We start from the raw sequence: 17126 nt of genomic DNA, 5'->3' as shown, positions 1-17126 counted from the left end.
AGAATGAACAAGGAAACAGTGACTTTTTGCCAATCGTCAGCCTTGTCTTCTCTTTGAAGGCTAGCGCACAGAGTCAGGCTGGAAAGGGAGAGAGACCATTGGATAAAAAAACGATTGGCATCCTGGGAGCTAGTGGAACCGTAGGCAAAGAAGCCGTACAGACCATTCTTGCCTTTACGAACCATCATGTTGTGTTAGGAGGCAGAAATCCTGCAAAGCTTGGTGAGCTTTTTAAGGGGATGGAAGAGAGGATCGAATGCCTGCAAGTAGATGTTTTTAACGAGGAACAGCTTCATCGCTTTTGTAGCCCATGCGATATCGTCATCAATTGTGCGGGGCCTTCCAAGCAAATTGTCGATACAGTCGCTTCTGTGTGCATAGAACATGCCGTCCATTATGTAGATGTTTCAGGAGATGAGCATCTCTATCGTCAATTGCTAAAGAGACAGAATGAGATCACTGAGAAGGGACTGCTGTTTATCATTTCAGCAGGGGTTTACCCCGGGTTATCAGAAATTTTCCCGGCCTACATCGCTGAAAACGATTTTGAAGAAGTCGATTTTCTAGAATTGTTTTTTGCGGGTCAGGGCGATTTTTCCTTGAATGCGGCCTACGACATTGTGTGTAGCATTGAGGAAGATACCGGGTTGGGTATGACCTATTGCAAGCAGGGAAAAGCGCAAAAAATAGATGGCTCGTTTCATCGAAATTATGAATTGCCACTCCCGGCAGGCAAACGTGACACTTATCCGATCTTAACTCAGGAATTCAGCCAAATGGCTAAACAAAAGAATATATCATCCGCCTATTTTTACAATAGCTTTCAAAATAATTCTGTCTTGAATCAATTTGTGATGATCAAGGCTTTGCAGCAATACACAACAGAAGAACAGAAAAAGGCTTCAGCCCAACTGTTAGTTGAGCAGTTCAATACAAAGAAACAGGGTGTTGAGGACTTCACTATGTTTCATCTGAATGCCACCGGTAACCGTAGCGGTAAAAAAATGCGGCTGGTTTCAACCCTTTTGTATTCGGGAGATTGGAATCGGTTATCGGGCATCATTGCCGGAACGGTAGCTCGTTTGATTGCAAAAGATAAGAGTGCCAACTCAGGTTGCTTCTTTGTGGCAGAAGGCGTATCGGCGACAAGTCTGATCGATGCTTTACGCGAGCAGACGATTGACCTTACGCATTCATTAATCGAAATAAAGTAGAGGTGGCATATGATAGAGAATCGTAGGTTGCGTACCGTGGTATGTGGTTCCCGATTTGGACAGTTCTATCTGGAGGCTGTTAAAGCATTGCCAGAACAGTTTGAATTGGTAGGTTTATTGGCAAAGGGCAGCGAGCGCTCCCGAAGTTGCGCAGAACGTTACGGTATTGAGTTATATACAGATATTGAGCAACTTCCTGACGATATTGATCTTGCTTGCGTCGTAGTACGCTCCACAGTCATGGGCGGCAATGGCACTGAAATGTCGCTTAAACTGCTTGCTCGCAACATTCACGTCATTTCTGAACAGCCGATCCATCACAAAGACTTAGCTCTTTGCCTCAAGGTAGCGCGACAGCATGGCGTACATTTCAAGACAGGAGATCTCTATGTACATTTGCCTGCTGTGCGCCGTTTTATTGCATGCGCCCAGACAATGCTACAACAACAACCAGCCCTATACATTGATGCTGTGTGTTCCACTCAGGTTTCTTTCCCGCTGATGCACATCCTGCAAGAAGCATTGCCGACCATTCGTCCATGGAAAATCAGTCATGTCATCAAGGATGAGGGACCGTTTCAAGTGTTAACCGGCCTGCTTGGAAAAATTCCGATTACCCTGCGGGCCCATAATGAGGTTGATCCGCATGATCCGGACAACCACCTTCATTTACTGCATCGGGTAACAATTGGCGTGGCAGGTGGCAGTTTGTCACTTACAGATACGCATGGTCCTGTTGTGTGGCAGCCGCGTTTGCATGTTCCGGATCTTCCGAACATTCATGAGCAACTGTCAGCGGAACCACCCGCACACCTACTTGGAAATAGCACGCAAATATTGGGACCAGCAGAGCCTATCAGCTATAAGGACATTCTATTGACGCAGTGGCCCCGGGCCATCGGTAGGGATTTATTAGCAATGCGGGAGATGATCTTCGGGCAGGTTGACAAGTCTGTAATGGATACACAGGCGCAACAGGAGCTTTTATGCTCCCGTCAGTGGCAGGATTGGACTCAGGCATTGGGATATCCAGTGCTACGCTCCAACAGCAGTCATCAACCGTTGTCGATAGAGTCTTTACAGGAAGCTGCCTTTCGTATTGCGGAAGATGCAGGTGATCATACCGAGTCATCAGTCGATCCTTTGACTAAAAATGATGTATTTTCTTGCACAGCATATGCTGAGAAAGAATGGAGAGGGATTGACGCTGAACAAGTGAGAATCTGCATTGAACGACTAGATGAAGCAGCTTTATCTTCCATGCTGTTTGCCTTGCAATCGCAAGGAGCGCTTATAACAGCCGAACAGGAATATAGAATGGAAGACATTTTCTCTGTCGCAAAGGTAGCATCACGTCATCAGCCTGTCATTATGCGTTGGTTACAGATATTGACGGATCGCGGTTATATAACGCAGTCCGATAAAAAGTATCAATGCTCGATTCAGATGACAGCAGATGAGGTGCAGTATCGTTGGGAGTTAGTTAAGGAAGCATGGAACGGAAAACTTGGCTCTCCGATGGTCATCGACTATCTCATGGCTAATGCCGATAAACTCCCGGAGCTGATGAATGATAGTCAACAGGCCGCATTGCTATTATTTCCCAAGGGACGCATGAATGTTGCTAATGCTCTGTATCGGGATACGCTTATAGCGCGGTATTTAAATAAATCGGTAGCAGAAGCGGTGATGCGAATCGCTGCTATCAAACAGGCTACGTCCTCTTCTTTGTCTACGTCCTCTTCTTTGTCTACTGCCTCTAAGGCTTCTCTACGCATTCTGGAGGTAGGTGCAGGGACGGGAGCAACCACGGATGTAGTTGTGGAGCGGCTGAATGCATCTGTTTCCAAACAGTTGAATCTGGATTATCTGTATACAGATGTGTCTCACTTTTTCTTATCAACAGCTCGTGAACGCTTCAAAGATTACCCTTGGATGCGATTCCAGACTGTCGATATTGACAAAGATCTGTTTGAGCAGGGATTGACACCTGAAAGCATCGATATCGTTATTGCGGCAGGCATGCTGAACAATGCTCGCGACACGGATCAGGTCATCCGCAATCTCATGCAAAGTCTTGTTCCGGGAGGATGGTTGGTCATTACAGAGCCTACTCGGGAATTTGTGGAGATGCTGATTTCACAGGCCTTTATGATGACTCCTCCTGAGGACGATCGGAAAAACACGCAATCAACCTTCATGTCTGTTCAGCAGTGGACTGATGTTATACAGGGCGCAGGTGCCAAGGAGTTTGTCATACTGCCGAATGAAGAGCATCCGCTCGCTCCCCTGGGACAAAAGCTATTTGTTGTCAGGAAGGAAGCGGATGCTGACGTATAGCAGCATTGCTGTAGCGTCATCCATCTATACCGAAATGGTCAAGCTCAAAAAATAGGAGTGTGTACATATGCCCCAAAACCTCAAGACGAATTGTGCCGAGTTGCTGACGCGCCTTCGCAATGAAGGAATTTTTCTATGGGAAGAAAATGGAAGCCTGCGCTACAGAGCACCCAAAGGAACGCTTGCAGCCGGCGATTTACAAGCGCTAAAAGAGCATAAAGAAGATATTTTGGCTCTATTGCGTGCCGAAAAACGACCAGTGACGGTCATATCTGATCCTCAAGCCCGGTTTGAACCTTTCCCGCTGACAGATGTGCAGTCAGCTTATTTGCTGGGACGCCATGATCTGTTTGGTTACGGAGGTGTGGCATGCCACATCTATTTGGAACTAGACTATCCCAAGCTCGATCATAAACGAACACAGGAAGCTTGGAATCTGCTCATAGCTCGCCATGATATGCTACGGGCAACGATCGATCAAAATGGAGAGCAGCGCGTTCTGGAGAGTGTACCGCACTTCGAAGTGGCTTATACCGACACCAGCGGCTTGACTGAACAGGAGGCAGCAGCCAGACTTGGGGACATTCGTGAAAAAATGGGGCATCGTATTTACGATACAGCTCGTTGGCCCTTGTTTGATATTGGCGTGACCAAAATGAGTGATAATACCGTGCTTCATGTATCCATGGAATTTCTCATCGCCGATTGGGCAAGTATCTGGCTACTATTGGCGGAATTTGAGATGCTCTACAAAGAGTCAGAACGAACGTTGCCTGAGCTATCCCTTACATTCCGTGATTATCTACTCGCCGAGCGCAGCTTAAAGGAAACAACGGCGTACGTCAGGGATAAAGAATATTGGCAGCAACGAATGGATACTTTGCCCCAAGCTCCAGACCTACCTTTAACTAGACAGCACGAAAACGCAGGAGAGGCCCGCTTCCAACGCCGATTCATCCGATTGGACAAAACGGCCTGGGACACGTTCAAGCAACGAGCTCAAAAACGTGGATTGACACCAACAACTGCTGTGATGACTGCCTATGCCGCTGTGATTGAGCGATGGAGTCGAAACAGTGCTTTTTGTCTGAATCTGACGTTATTAAACCGGCAGCCCTTACATGAGCAAGTCCATGATATTGTCGGCGATTTTACATCGGTCAATTTGCTTGCCGTAGATTTGGATGCGGAGCTCTCCTTCCAAGAACGAGCGCGTACCATTCAAAAACAACTATTTGAAGATTTGGATCATCGCTTGTTTTCTGGTGTAGAGGTTATGCGAGAAATGGCACGCAGACACGGACGTGAAGCTGCTTTGATGCCTGTAGTGTTTACAAGTGCGATCGGGCTTGTTGAACCCTCGGAAGGCAGCCAGCTAACAGGTAAAATCTCAGGGTACGGTATCAGCCAAACGCCGCAGGTTTTCATCGATTGTCAGGCTATGGATAGCTCAGCAGGGCTACAGGTCAACTGGGACGTGCGAGAGGGTGTCTTCCCAGATCAAATGATTGACGACATGTTTGATGCGTTTGCAGAATTGCTCCATGCGCTGGCTAGAACCGAGCAAGTCTGGGAGACAGGGGATGTGATTACGTTGCCTGTCTGGCAGATTGCAGAACGCAACAGTGTCAACGCAACAGCGGCTCCCTTGCCGGACTATTGCCTGCACGAGCAAATAGTAAAGCAAGCATTGGCAAATCCAGACCGTCCTGCCGTGTTTGATAGCGAAGGTCACATGACATACGAAGAGCTGGTGAAACGTGCTTATGCTGTGGCCAACAAATTAAAAGAGCTTGGCTGCAAAGATCAGGATCGCGTTGCTATCGTGATGGACAAATGCGCGCATCAGGTTACAGCTGTGCTGGGTGCTTTACTAGCTGGGGCTGTTTACGTTCCATTTGACATAAAGCAGCCAGAATTACGTCGTCAGGCTATGCTGGAGCAAGCGAATGTCCGCTTTGTCTTAACGATGTCCACAATACAACTGCCATTGCCAAGCAACCTGCAAACAATTGAAGTGGATAACGTTGAGCCATCTCAGGATAAGCTGATCCACTCACCAGCAAATCCAGACTTACCAGCTTATATCATCTACACCTCTGGTTCCACTGGTCAGCCGAAAGGGGTTGTCATTAGTCACCGCGCAGCAGCCAATACCATTGCGGACATCAATCGCCGCTTTACTGTCAACAATGAAGATCGCGTGCTGGGTCTTGCTCAACTAAGCTTTGATCTGTCCGTCTATGATATCTTTGGCCCGCTGTCCGTTGGTGGTGCATTAGTTTATCCGAATGCCGATCGACAGACCGACCCATCTCATTGGGCCGAGCTAATGGTTGAGCATGGGATTACCGTGTGGAATTCGGTACCAGCCTTAATGCAAATGCTGGTCACTTATTTAGATTCTGAACCTAGCATACATGTACCAGCATTGCGTCTGGCCCTGCTTTCCGGTGACTGGATTCCTCTGACGCTACCTGACATGATGCAAAAACGAATGCCTTCTGTACAAATCGTCAGTCTGGGTGGGGCTACAGAGGCCTCCATTTGGTCCAATTACCATATATATAAAGGTCTTGAAGCTGACTGGAGCAGTATTCCTTACGGTCTGCCGCTCGCAAATCAGGGATTCCGTGTGTTAGATTCACAAATGCGTGATTGCCCGGTGTGGGTGACGGGAGAGCTGTATATTACTGGACATGGCTTGGCCGAGGGCTATGCGGGTGATCCGGCACTTACTCAGGAGCGATTTTTGCTACACCATGCAGATGGAGAGCGGCTTTATCGTACCGGAGATTTAGGGCGCTACACCCCCGGCGGTGAAATCGAGTTTCTGGGCCGCGAGGATAACCAAGTCAAAATCAGAGGACATCGGATTGAGCTAGGTGAAATTGAGTCCGCTCTACTTAAGCATCCTGCCGTCGCCGTAGCTGGCGTTGTGCTAGATAGTACGAGCGATGAACAAGTATTGCTGGGTGTTGTGGAAGCCGATCGCCAAAAAGACCGGAATCCTGAAGCAGAAAATGCCGAATTTACAATGCTGGTAAACGGGATCGGCGAGCAAGCCAGCGCTGTAGCAGATCGACTGAGTAAAGCAGAAATCGAGTCGGCGATGGCTGACCTTGATCAGGCCGTGCTCCATTCCATGCTAGCCGCGCTGCAAAAGCTAGGGTTCTTTACCAATAATGAAAAATATTCAATGGAAGACATTCTGCAATCTGACGGAATCCTTCCCCGTTATCAGTGGATTGTGCGACGCTGGATCGCAAAGCTGACAGAAGCTGGCATGCTGCTTGAGCACCCTGAAAAACAATTCAGTTGCTCAATACTGCAAAACGCTAAGACGGTAGATGAGTATTGGACACAGGCAGAGACAGCGTGGACAAATATGCTTCAAACAGCGGGCTTTACCGCCTATGTGCGAAAAAATGCAGAAAAGCTGCCGGAGCTACTAAGTGGTCAGCAGGATGCGGTTTCCTTGCTATTCCCCGAGGGTAAGCTCGACCACGTACGCTCCTTGTATGTTGAGCATGTCATGGCTACCTATCTCAATCAGTGCATGTGCGCACTTTTACAACGCATCGCCCAACAGCAGACCGGCAAGACCTTGCGGGTTTTGGAAGTCGGAGCGGGTACCGGTGCAACAACAGAGAACGTCTTAAAAGCGCTAGAAGGCTTTAATGTCGAATATGTATTTACAGATGTTGCTGCCTTTTTCATTCCGGGAGCTAAAGCCCGTTTTGGACAATACCCAAATGTCCGCTTTGGAGTTTTTGATGTAGACAAGGATTATCGAGCACAGGGGTTGGCTCCTAACAGCTTTGATGTGGTGCTGGCTGCTGGGGTATTGGAAAACGCACGTGACATTCCGGCAAGCATGAACAGGCTGAAAGAACTCATTTGCCCTGGAGGCTGGCTCGTATTCACGGAACCAACTGTGGAGCACTTATGGATACTAGCTTCGCAGGCGTTTATGATGATGGAGCCGGGCGATCTGTTACGAGCCGAGACTTCTTATCTGGACCATGAAGGATGGATGCAACTGCTACAGGAGGAAGGGGACGAAAATGTTCTATCGTTACCTGAAGAAAATAACAAGCTCTCTTCTCTAGGCTTCCATCTGTTTGCCAAACGTTTTAAACAGGACAGATTGCCAGTGAGAGCGGATGAGTTGGAAAGCTTCCTTTCCTTGCATCTTCCCGCCTATATGCTTCCTTCCCATCTGCAAATTGTAGATGCACTTCCACTTACCGGAAACGGCAAGATAGATCGGCGTGAATTGGCAAAATGGCGGCCTGCATCGAATGTACAAAACACCATAGCAGAAACAGAAGAGGCTGGTCTGGACATGCTGGAAGAACAGCTTGCTCAAGTCTGGGCGGAAGCATTGGGTATTTCTAGAATCGGCAGAACGCAAAGCTTTTACAAACACGGTGCTGATTCACTCATCATGGCGCAAGTCGCAGGAAAGCTACGTGACAAATTGGCTGAGGACCCAACACACGGGGAAATTCCTTTTGATGCCCTGCTCAGACAAATGCTGAACTATCCGACCGTGGCTGCATTGGCGGAATTCATACGCTCACGCAGTTCAGAAGGAAAACAAAGTCATAATCAGGAAGTGTCTTGGCTAAAAAATCAGGGAAATTCAAGCAATGCAGTCATTATTCCATTTGGGGGCAAGGAGACAGGCCCACTGAGAGTTGTGTTCCACGCTGTCTTGGGTACAATGGACAGTTTCCGTCCACTTCTGGAACAACTAAAAGAACAGAATTTGGGGAACGTAGTGGGAATCGCCATCGCGGATATCGAGCGATATTGCGCGCTTGATCCGTCCGAACTCATCGAGGCAGTTGCGGACGATTATGCGGAGTGCCTGCTACAAAGCGGTCAAAAGCAGATGCAGCTCATTGGTTATTCCCTAGGCGGTTTAATTGCAATCGAAGTAGCCAGACGCCTTGTTGAACGGGGAATTCATCTCGCAGACCTAGTTCTAATTGACATTCCGCCGATTATCACGGAATTCGATGATGATCTGCTGGTTGAAACACTCTTCGTCCCAAATCTGAATATCACGCTTGAACAAGCTGGTTTTGGCGGAGTTCAACAGGATGATTTGGCCCGAGGTATCATGCAGCTTATTGAGAAGCACGGACATTTTATTCCACAAGGCTCTGGATGCACTATCGGCGGGGATGACGGACTTGACAAGGTGGGTGAGCTATTCCAACGATTGTCTACACTCGACAGGAGAGAACGCTTTACGGCTTATGTTGAAGCAATTGCCAAAGCTACTGGAGAGCAAATGCCTGTTGAAATGGCGGAAGGCTTGTGCAAGGTCTTTCATCAAAGCTTTAAGGCTGCCCGCTTCACACCTCCACCGTACATGGGGGACATCCGTTTGTTGTTGGCAAACGAGCCGTTTCTATTTTTACCGCGCACCAATGAGACGACCGTTGATTTCTGGACAGACATTTGTCTGGGTGAACTAGAAGTAATAGCAATCGGCGGGAACCATTTTAGTTGCATAGCGGAACCGAACGTAAGGGATCTGGCACGTCTGTTAGCAGTACCACTTGGTTAAAAATAAGCACTCCGAGGAACTAAATAGGGGAAGAAAGTATAAGAGGGATGTCTTAGGTGTACCTATTAAAGCGGGTTCACCAGTGAGGGCATCCCTCTTCTTTTGCCTTGCCATACGAAAAAACAGCCTTGGGACTGAAGCCATCCAAGTTATCCAAGCTAAATACCCTTGCAGAATCCATCTCTCTAAATAAAAACTCACAAAAGCTCTGACATTTTCGCTTTTGTGGAGTTTTTTTGCTCTTTTACATAGAAGAGTAGCTTTAATCTGAAAGCACATCCAACAATAAATAAATATTGAAAAAAATTCCTTTTCTGTCTATAATGATGACTGTAGTCATAAAATGACTGTAGTCATTTAATCAGAATGGATGGTGATGGTTACCTTGTTAAGGGATGTAAGGAAACAAGAGCTTAAGGAACACATTTTCATGCAGGCATTACAATTATTTAAAGAAAAAGGCTTCGAGAATGTGACGGTTGAGGAAATTACAAAGGCATGCGGCATCGCGAAAGGCACGTTTTATAATTATTTTCCCAAAAAAGAAGCCATTCTACTTCATCTAGGCAAAACACAACTGGAATCATTTTATCAAGGGGTAATACGCTACGCTGATGAGCCAGATTTAAAGAAAAAGCTCACGCTGCTCTTTCACAATTTGTTTGCACGTTATAGAGAGCATTCCGATTTGATTCGACTCGTTATTTTAGAATTGATGCGTTCTACCTTACATATTCAAGAGGAAATGGGTGTCGTACAAAAATTTCTAGAAGCCATTATGTCCATACTTGATGATGCCAAAAAAAGCGGTCAGCTTTCCGAGCACATGAATACGGAGGATGTTGCTGCTGTGCTTATGGGCATTTATTTTAATTCGCTGATGGTTTGGTTATCTCAAGAAGCGGACGTTGCGGAGATAGAAAACATTTTTCAGCGCCAATTTGAGATTGTCTGGCAAGGTATTTGTCATTTGGAGGATTGAGGAATAAATGGATATTCTTCTTGGGATGTCTGTCCTACTTTTGGTGAGTATTAGCTGCATGCACGTATATTGGGCGTTTGGCGGAAAGTGGGGAGGAAGTGTTGTTATACCTACCGATGAATCCCAACAGCCTACATTTGTCCCAGGCACCTTAGCTACCTTGCTTGTTGCTTTCCTGTTGCTTGGAGCGGCACTGCTTCTGATGGCACGTGCTGGGAGTTTCTTATCCATTTCCTCTCATCCAATTGTAAAGTGGGGATGCTGGATTTGTATGGCCGTATTTGGACTTAGAAGCGTGGGCGATGGTAGATACGTGGGGTTATTTAAGAGGATGAAGCATACACGTTTTTCTGCGTATGATACTTATCTGTTTACACCGATTTGTTTATGGCTATGTTTCAGCTTTTTATATGCAATCAGTCGATAGGAGGAGAAGAGATGAAAAATAAATCTTTTCTGATTATAGGTGGAGGCATTGCTGGCCTGACAGCTGCTATTGCGCTACAGCAATTAGGACTTGATGTAAAAGTGTATGAACGCTTTCCAGAGATTCGCCCTGCTGGAGCTGGAATAATGATCGCTCCTAATGCTTTAAGAGCCCTAGCACGCTTAGGCTTAGACAAAGCAGTGCAAAAGCAAGGCTATGTAAGTCCTAGAGGCATTGCTATTCTAAACAAACAAGGTTCTGTATTATCTGAAATTTCTACAAGCTCACAGCAGTATTCTACGGTATCCATTCATCGAGCGGAATTGCATCAAATCCTACTCTCAGCGCTACGACCAGGCACTGTTATTTTTGGAAAGGCATGCTCTGATACTAACCAGGATGAGGATGGTGTAACCGTTACCTTTGCAGATCAGACTGAGGTTTCGGGAGATTATTTACTTGCGGCAGACGGTATCCATTCGGTTGTAAGGAAGAAGCTGTTTCCTTCCATTAAGCTTCGATACTCGGGCTATACTTGCTGGCGTGGTGTTGCTCCATGCTGGCCAGATTCCGGGGAAAATTCGCAATTTACTGAAACGTGGGCTGCACAGGGACGTTTTGGCGTCATACCATTAACAAATGAACGAACCTATTGGTATGCCTTGGTCAATGGACCATCTGGGGATAAGCGGTATGCAGAGTATCGGATTAAGGATATTATCCAAATATTTGAGGGATATCATTCTCCAGTTGCGCAGGTATTATCAAGAACCCCTGATGATAAGATGATTCATAACGATATATTTGATTTAGAGACTCCTGAGCAATTTATTTCCGGTCGCTCGCTCCTCCTCGGTGATGCGGGACATGCGATAACGCCGAATTTGGGACAAGGGGCTTGCCAGGCAATCGAGGATGCCTTAGAGCTTGCACGTTGTTTCATACAGCATTCAACTGTCGAGTTAGCCTATCGAGCATTCGAGATGCGACGAATAGAAAGAGTAAGAGCAATCTCTCAGCTATCTCTTAAAGTAGGTAAAATTGCCCAATTAGATAACCCACTTCTTTGCGGGTTGCGAAATAGTGTCATGAGACTCACGCCAGCTTCTCTACAAAATAAACAAGTAAGCAATCTATTTCATGTAGAATTTTAAGCAAGCCGATAGAAGCAAGCTTCTCTAGCAGTACAACTAGAGAGGTTTGCTTTCTATTTTTTTATGTCTATTTCTACATTAGAAATATTCATATAATTATTATTTAATTTTATCCCAGGTTTATCCATTTTTATTGATTTAATGGTAAATTATATACAGGTAAAACAAATATATTACTTGGGAGGAAACAATTGTGTTTAAAAACCAAATGAGAAGAGTTATGGCTGTTGGAATGTTGAGTTTTGCTGTTCTGTCAGTAGGGTCCGTAGTTAGTGCTGCACCTATCTCAATAGATCACAGTAAGTACTCTATTGCTCCCGCAAGTGATTATTTACAAGGGATACTACCAAAAGAAGATTTCCCTACTATTGAAAGTATTCCGACTGAAAAAATGAGCGGAGGTTGTTATGCCCTTACTAAGTATGTTTTAGAGAAGGTCGAAGATGAGGGTGATAATTGGCTAGTTACGTATAAAAAAGTTGATGAATAAACTAAAAGATATAAATTCTTTTCTATATATCGCTGTTTATAAAAAGGCGCTTCTAGCGTCTTTTTATGTTGTTATAGCAAAAAAAAATCTGAGATTCTACGACAAGTCACTGTAGTGCCATGCATAAAAAAACGTAAAACCAGAAAGTTATGTCAAAATTTCATCCAACAATCCCAATTTTTACCCAATAATATTGCTGTTAATGCCCGTATACCCTACATTGAGACTTTCTGCCCTTGTGGTAGTAATTCATATTTTGTTATACCATGTATAGTTCTTCCTTATTAAAAGGAATACCTTTCCAATCCGGGAAGGAATGCTAGAAGAAAGGATGTGCTATGGAGCCTATGATGACCATGAAGCCCACGATGGAAACGTTGTATGAAACCGAGCTAAAAGCCCTAGTAGCTAATGACAAAGGTTCTAAACCTCCAAATTGGCTATTGTCCCCGAAATCTGTCAGAGATTTTATTCTGGGTGCAGAGGCTCCGCTAAAGCTAGGTGAGGAAGAAATCACCATCACGAAGAAATTTTACGGCGATGACGTGCTAATTGAAAGAGCCATTGTCTCATTAGCTGGTAATCGAGGGCTAATGCTAGTGGGTGAACCAGGGACGGCAAAAACAATGCTAAGTGAACTATTATCAGCGGCGATATCAGGAATAAGTACCAATACGATTCAAGGTACTGCTGGGACGACGGAGGACATGATTAAGTATTCCTGGAATTATGCCATGCTATTAGATAAAGGTCCTAGTTTTGAGGCTTTAGTTCCTTCTCCTTTATATACAGGGATGAAAAAAGGCATCATTACCCGTTTTGAAGAGATTACACGATGCCCGTTTGAAGTCCAGGATGTATTAATTAGCATTTTAAGCGACAAGGTGATGAACATACCTGAAATTGAAGATGGGATTTTGTTTGCAAAACCAGGCTTTAATATCATTGCGACGGCAAACATCCGTGATAAAGGCGTAAATGAAATGAGCAGTGCCTTAAAACGTAGATTTAATTTTGAAACGATTTTCCCTATCAACCATGTGAAAATGGAGGCGCAAATCATTGAATCCCAATCTAGGAACATGCTGCAACAAAGTGGGATTGATATTGCTGTTGACTCTTCCATTGTAGAAGTTCTCGCCACCACGTTTTTAGAATTGCGAACAGGAGAAACGCTGGAAGGCTATAAAATTGATAGTCCACAAGCCGTCATGAGTACTGCTGAAGCTGTTTCGGTCTATGTTCAGAGTGCGATGACCTCTTATTTTTATGATCATAAGCCTATTACTTTAGAACGATTGGTTCAAAATATGCTGGGTGCTGTAGCGAAGGAGAATCATAAGGATATTCATATTCTGCAAACCTATTTTTCAAAGGTTGTGAAACAACGGGCAAAGGAAGAGGGCTTATGGGGAGATTTTTACAATCAGAAGAAATGGATCAGATAACCGAGCTATGTGAGAAAAAAATTTATAATCTTGCCAATCAGGTTGTCTATTTCCCGATTCGTCATCACAGCCCTGCTTGTTCTTTTCACCTTAAAAAAACGATTGAGGCCTATAAACCAGAAATTATACTGTTGGAAGGGCCGGAGAATAGCAATCATATGATTGAAATACTGACACATGAGGATACAACGCCACCCGTCAGTATCTATTATGCCTACAGGAAAGAAGAGCATAGCTATGCCTGCTATTTTCCCCTGCTAGATTATTCACCTGAATATGTAGCTTTAAAGGAAGCGAAACGAAGAGGAATTCCCGCCCAATTCATTGATATAAGCTACGGAAGTCAGCAAGAAAGTAAAGAACATGGGCATGATGATGAGCAAGAATCCCGAAAAATCTCTTATCATGACGAAACTTTGCTTGCCAGTTCAATTTTTATTAAACAACTTTGCCAAAAACTGAACTGTCGGCATTTTAATGAGCTTTGGGAAAAGGTTTTTGAAGTGGAAGGACTCAAGAAATCTACTAAGGATTTCGTGAAGGAAGTATATACATACTGTTATTTCTCCAGAATGTGCTATGAGGAAGAGATGCTAGAGACAGAAGGGCACCTCATCCGTGAAGCACATATGAAGAACAATATTGTAAAAGCACAAAAAGAATATGCGAGAATCCTTGTCGTTACAGGAGGATTCCATACCTATGGATTACTAGAGGATAGAGATGCAATCTATAAAATCAAACAAGTAAAAAATGAAAAAGTATATCCGATGGTATATACCTTCCGTGAAGCGGATCACGTAAATGGGTATGCAAGCGGAATGCCCTATGTGAATTACTATGACACGGTCTGGAGGGCAATTCAGAAGAAGCGGGCCCAGCCTTATAACAAAAGTGCGGTTCTGTTCTTGGCCCAATTAATAAAGAGCTTGCGAGAAAAAGGAGAAACGGCGTCAGTTTCAGACGCTATTGAAGCCTATCATTTAGTACAGGGGCTTACTAGTTTTCGTTCCAAATCGGAGGGCGGGGCCTACGAGCTACTTGATGCTGTTACCTCTGCATTTGTAAAAGGCGAGTTCTCACTTGCCACATCACGGCCCTTAGATACATTACGAGAGCTACTCACGGGCGATAAAATTGGGAAAATTGCCAAGAATGATTTAGATGTGCCGATTGTACGCGATTTTAAAGAAAGAGGCAAAACATATAAGGTAAAGCTACATACAACCAGTAAAAATAAGAAAACAGTAGACCTGTATGCTAAACCGCTGCATCGAGAGACTAGTTACTTTTTTCACTGTCTACAGTTTTTAGTACCAGAGTTCTGTCAAAAAATCACGGGGCCTGATTGGCTCGAAAATCGCAATATTAATTTAGGAAGAGAAACCTGGGCCTACAGCTATTCCTCCTACATAGAAGCGAGGCTCATCGAAAATTCGATTCACGGAGGAAGCGTTCGAGAAGCGGCGATTCATAAAATCGAGGAGTGTATGAAGGAGCTTCCGGATCATCATAGCAGAGTGGCAGCTAAATGGCTTTTGAAGTCAATGCTCATGGGACTAGAGGAATTGAGCAGCAAGCTTTTCGATCTGGTTGAACAGTTTGTCAAGAAAGATGGAAGCTTTGTCTCATTGTGTCAAACTCTTCAAACACTTACAGTTCTTTCGGAACAAAAACGCTTATTTGCGCTGAAGGAAACGGACCGATTGCAAAAACTCATAGAGGAAACCTATTACCATGCAGTAACAAAAATCTATGAGATCACAAAGCCTAACCCAGATGAAATAAACCACATCGTAGAATACCTGAAATTTCTTTACATGCTTTCCTCCAAGGAGAGCTGGGGGCTTTCCGTTGATATTTTTAGAGATCAACTTGCTAGCCTCCTTGCCGTCAATGATATTTTACCTCGGCTTAAAGGCGTTATCATCGCTATTTTATGCAATCTAGACGTATTGGATCGAGAGGAAATCGCGTTAAAAGCAAGGGCGTACATGCTTGGTACTCCTGAAAACATGTTGCATACTGCAGCGTATTTACAAGGGGTATTTACAATAGCTAGTGATGTGCTTTTACACGATAAACAGTTGCTAGAGGATTTGAACAATCTAATTGGCAAGCTGTCCTATGAGGAGTTTTTGCAGATCGCACCAGAGCTGCGTTTAGCCTTTACTTATTTTACACCTATGGAGATCATGCTTATTTCAGAGAAAGTGGCCGCTATATTCCAAACTACCGCGGAGGATGTGCAAGCTCCAGTCATTGAGGAACGACTACTGCAACAGGCGAGGAAGATGGATCAGGCTATTGAGAAGGAGTTTGCAAAATGGAACCTCATATAAACAAAGAGAATCTCAATCGCTGGAGGTTATTATTGGGTGAGAATTCCAAAGAATCATTAAACCGTATTGATGGATATAAAGAGGCCGATTTTACCTACTCTGAAATAGATGACATCCTGGGCTACCTCTACAATCGAGAGTATAAAGAAGAGCAAGGGTATCGCGTAAAAGGCGGACAGGGAGGCTCCCAGCTTACTGTTCCTACCTGGATACGTAAAATCCGGACCATTTTTCCGAAGAAAACGGTTGAGATTCTTGAAAAGCAAGCGATTGAAAAGTACAACATGACCGAGCTACTCACGGACAAAAAAGTGCTTGAAAAGCTTGAGCCTAATATGACATTGCTAAAAAATATTCTTCAATTTAAAGGATATATGAAGGGCGAAGTGGTCAAAACCGCCAAGGACATGGTGCGAAGAGTGGTAGAGGAATTAAAAAAAACACTGGAATTTCAAATAAAAGCGAGTGTTGTGGGCAAGCGTAATTATCATCGCAGGGGATACATAAAGTCAATTAAAAATCTGGATTATAAGAGAACAATCAGAAAAAATCTGAAGAATTACGATAAACAAAAAAAACGACTATTTTTAGATGAAGTATATTTTCATAGCAATACCCAGCAACAAAATAAATGGAACATTATTATAGCTGTAGATGAGAGTGGGAGTATGCTGGACTCGGTAATATACAGCTCTGTCATGGCAAGCATTTTTCATCAACTGTCTTCTCTTAAAACAAACCTCATCATTTTTGATACACAGGTAGTAGATTTGACAGATCAATTAGAAGACCCTGTTGATCTATTGATGAGTGTTCAGTTAGGAGGAGGGACACATATCGCAAAGGCGCTGAAATATGGGAAGACTTTGCTTGAAAACCCCAACAAGACAATATTTATTTTAGTGAGCGATTTGGAGGAAGGCTACCCTATTAATGACATGTATCGTACAAGTAAAGAGATTATTGATACGGGCTGTAGATTCTTGGTTTTGACTGCATTGGATTTTGAAGGAAACGGAGTATATAACCAGCATGCCGCACGCACCTTGGCCGATATGGGAGCGCATGTTGCCGCCATTACGCCAGATGAGCTTGCGCGTTGGATTGGTAAGATTATCACCTCATAACCTTATTAGAGGGCATAT

At 44.4% G+C, this 17126-nt stretch carries 10 protein-coding genes; all 10 read left to right on the top strand.

Annotated elements, in window-relative coordinates:
- Positions 1-98 precede the first annotated feature (98 nt).
- The 10 genes from BRLA_RS17900 (at position 99) to BRLA_RS17855 (ending at position 17108) form a co-directional block, all read left to right on the top strand.
- On the top strand, positions 99-1214 hold the full coding sequence (locus BRLA_RS17900) for a saccharopine dehydrogenase family protein (protein WP_041752342.1): 1116 nt from the start codon (positions 99-101) through the stop codon (positions 1212-1214).
- 9 nt (positions 1215-1223) lie between these two features.
- Complete coding sequence (locus BRLA_RS17895) at positions 1224-3554, top strand: bifunctional Gfo/Idh/MocA family oxidoreductase/class I SAM-dependent methyltransferase (RefSeq protein ID WP_003336459.1); 2331 nt, start codon at positions 1224-1226, stop codon at positions 3552-3554.
- Between the two features lie 67 nt (positions 3555-3621).
- On the top strand, positions 3622-9138 hold the full coding sequence (locus BRLA_RS17890) for a non-ribosomal peptide synthetase (protein WP_003336460.1): 5517 nt from the start codon (positions 3622-3624) through the stop codon (positions 9136-9138).
- A 385-nt stretch (positions 9139-9523) separates the two neighbouring features.
- Positions 9524-10120 (top strand): TetR/AcrR family transcriptional regulator, encoded by a 597-nt coding sequence (locus BRLA_RS17885; RefSeq protein WP_003336461.1) that lies wholly within the window; start codon positions 9524-9526, stop codon positions 10118-10120.
- A 7-nt stretch (positions 10121-10127) separates the two neighbouring features.
- Positions 10128-10547: a DUF3995 domain-containing protein gene (locus BRLA_RS17880; RefSeq protein WP_041752338.1), complete on the top strand. Its 420-nt coding sequence runs from the start codon at positions 10128-10130 to the stop codon at positions 10545-10547.
- Between the two features lie 11 nt (positions 10548-10558).
- On the top strand, positions 10559-11701 hold the full coding sequence (locus BRLA_RS17875) for an FAD-dependent monooxygenase (RefSeq protein WP_003336463.1): 1143 nt from the start codon (positions 10559-10561) through the stop codon (positions 11699-11701).
- Between the two features lie 193 nt (positions 11702-11894).
- Positions 11895-12191 carry a hypothetical protein gene (locus BRLA_RS17870; protein ID WP_003336465.1) on the top strand — a complete coding sequence of 99 codons (297 nt, stop codon included), beginning with the start codon at positions 11895-11897 and terminating at the stop codon, positions 12189-12191.
- Positions 12192-12538: 347 nt separating this feature from the next.
- Complete coding sequence (locus BRLA_RS17865) at positions 12539-13639, top strand: ATP-binding protein (RefSeq protein WP_003339890.1); 1101 nt, start codon at positions 12539-12541, stop codon at positions 13637-13639.
- Positions 13600-15981 (top strand): DUF5682 family protein, encoded by a 2382-nt coding sequence (locus BRLA_RS17860; protein WP_003336467.1) that lies wholly within the window; start codon positions 13600-13602, stop codon positions 15979-15981. Before BRLA_RS17865 ends, BRLA_RS17860 begins: the two co-directional genes overlap by 40 nt.
- On the top strand, positions 15966-17108 hold the full coding sequence (locus tag BRLA_RS17855; RefSeq protein ID WP_041752337.1) for a VWA domain-containing protein: 1143 nt from the start codon (positions 15966-15968) through the stop codon (positions 17106-17108). Before BRLA_RS17860 ends, BRLA_RS17855 begins: the two co-directional genes overlap by 16 nt.
- Positions 17109-17126 lie beyond the last annotated feature (18 nt).

The sequence above is a fragment of the Brevibacillus laterosporus LMG 15441 genome (assembly GCF_000219535.2).
Lineage (GTDB): Bacteria > Bacillota > Bacilli > Brevibacillales > Brevibacillaceae > Brevibacillus_B > Brevibacillus_B halotolerans.
The sequence above is the reverse complement of the archived record's forward strand: the minus strand, read 5'-3'. Positions and strand labels throughout refer to the sequence as shown.

Coding starts and splice junctions, on each gene's coding strand:
- BRLA_RS17890 (WP_003336460.1), top strand. CDS start 3,622: ATGCCCCAAAACCTCAAGACGAATTGTGCCGAGTTGCTGACGCGCCTT.
- BRLA_RS17875 (WP_003336463.1), top strand. CDS start 10,559: ATGAAAAATAAATCTTTTCTGATTATAGGTGGAGGCATTGCTGGCCTG.
- BRLA_RS17865 (WP_003339890.1), top strand. CDS start 12,539: ATGATGACCATGAAGCCCACGATGGAAACGTTGTATGAAACCGAGCTA.
- BRLA_RS17895 (WP_003336459.1), top strand. CDS start 1,224: ATGATAGAGAATCGTAGGTTGCGTACCGTGGTATGTGGTTCCCGATTT.
- BRLA_RS17860 (WP_003336467.1), top strand. CDS start 13,600: ATGGGGAGATTTTTACAATCAGAAGAAATGGATCAGATAACCGAGCTA.
- BRLA_RS17880 (WP_041752338.1), top strand. CDS start 10,128: ATGGATATTCTTCTTGGGATGTCTGTCCTACTTTTGGTGAGTATTAGC.
- BRLA_RS17855 (WP_041752337.1), top strand. CDS start 15,966: ATGGAACCTCATATAAACAAAGAGAATCTCAATCGCTGGAGGTTATTA.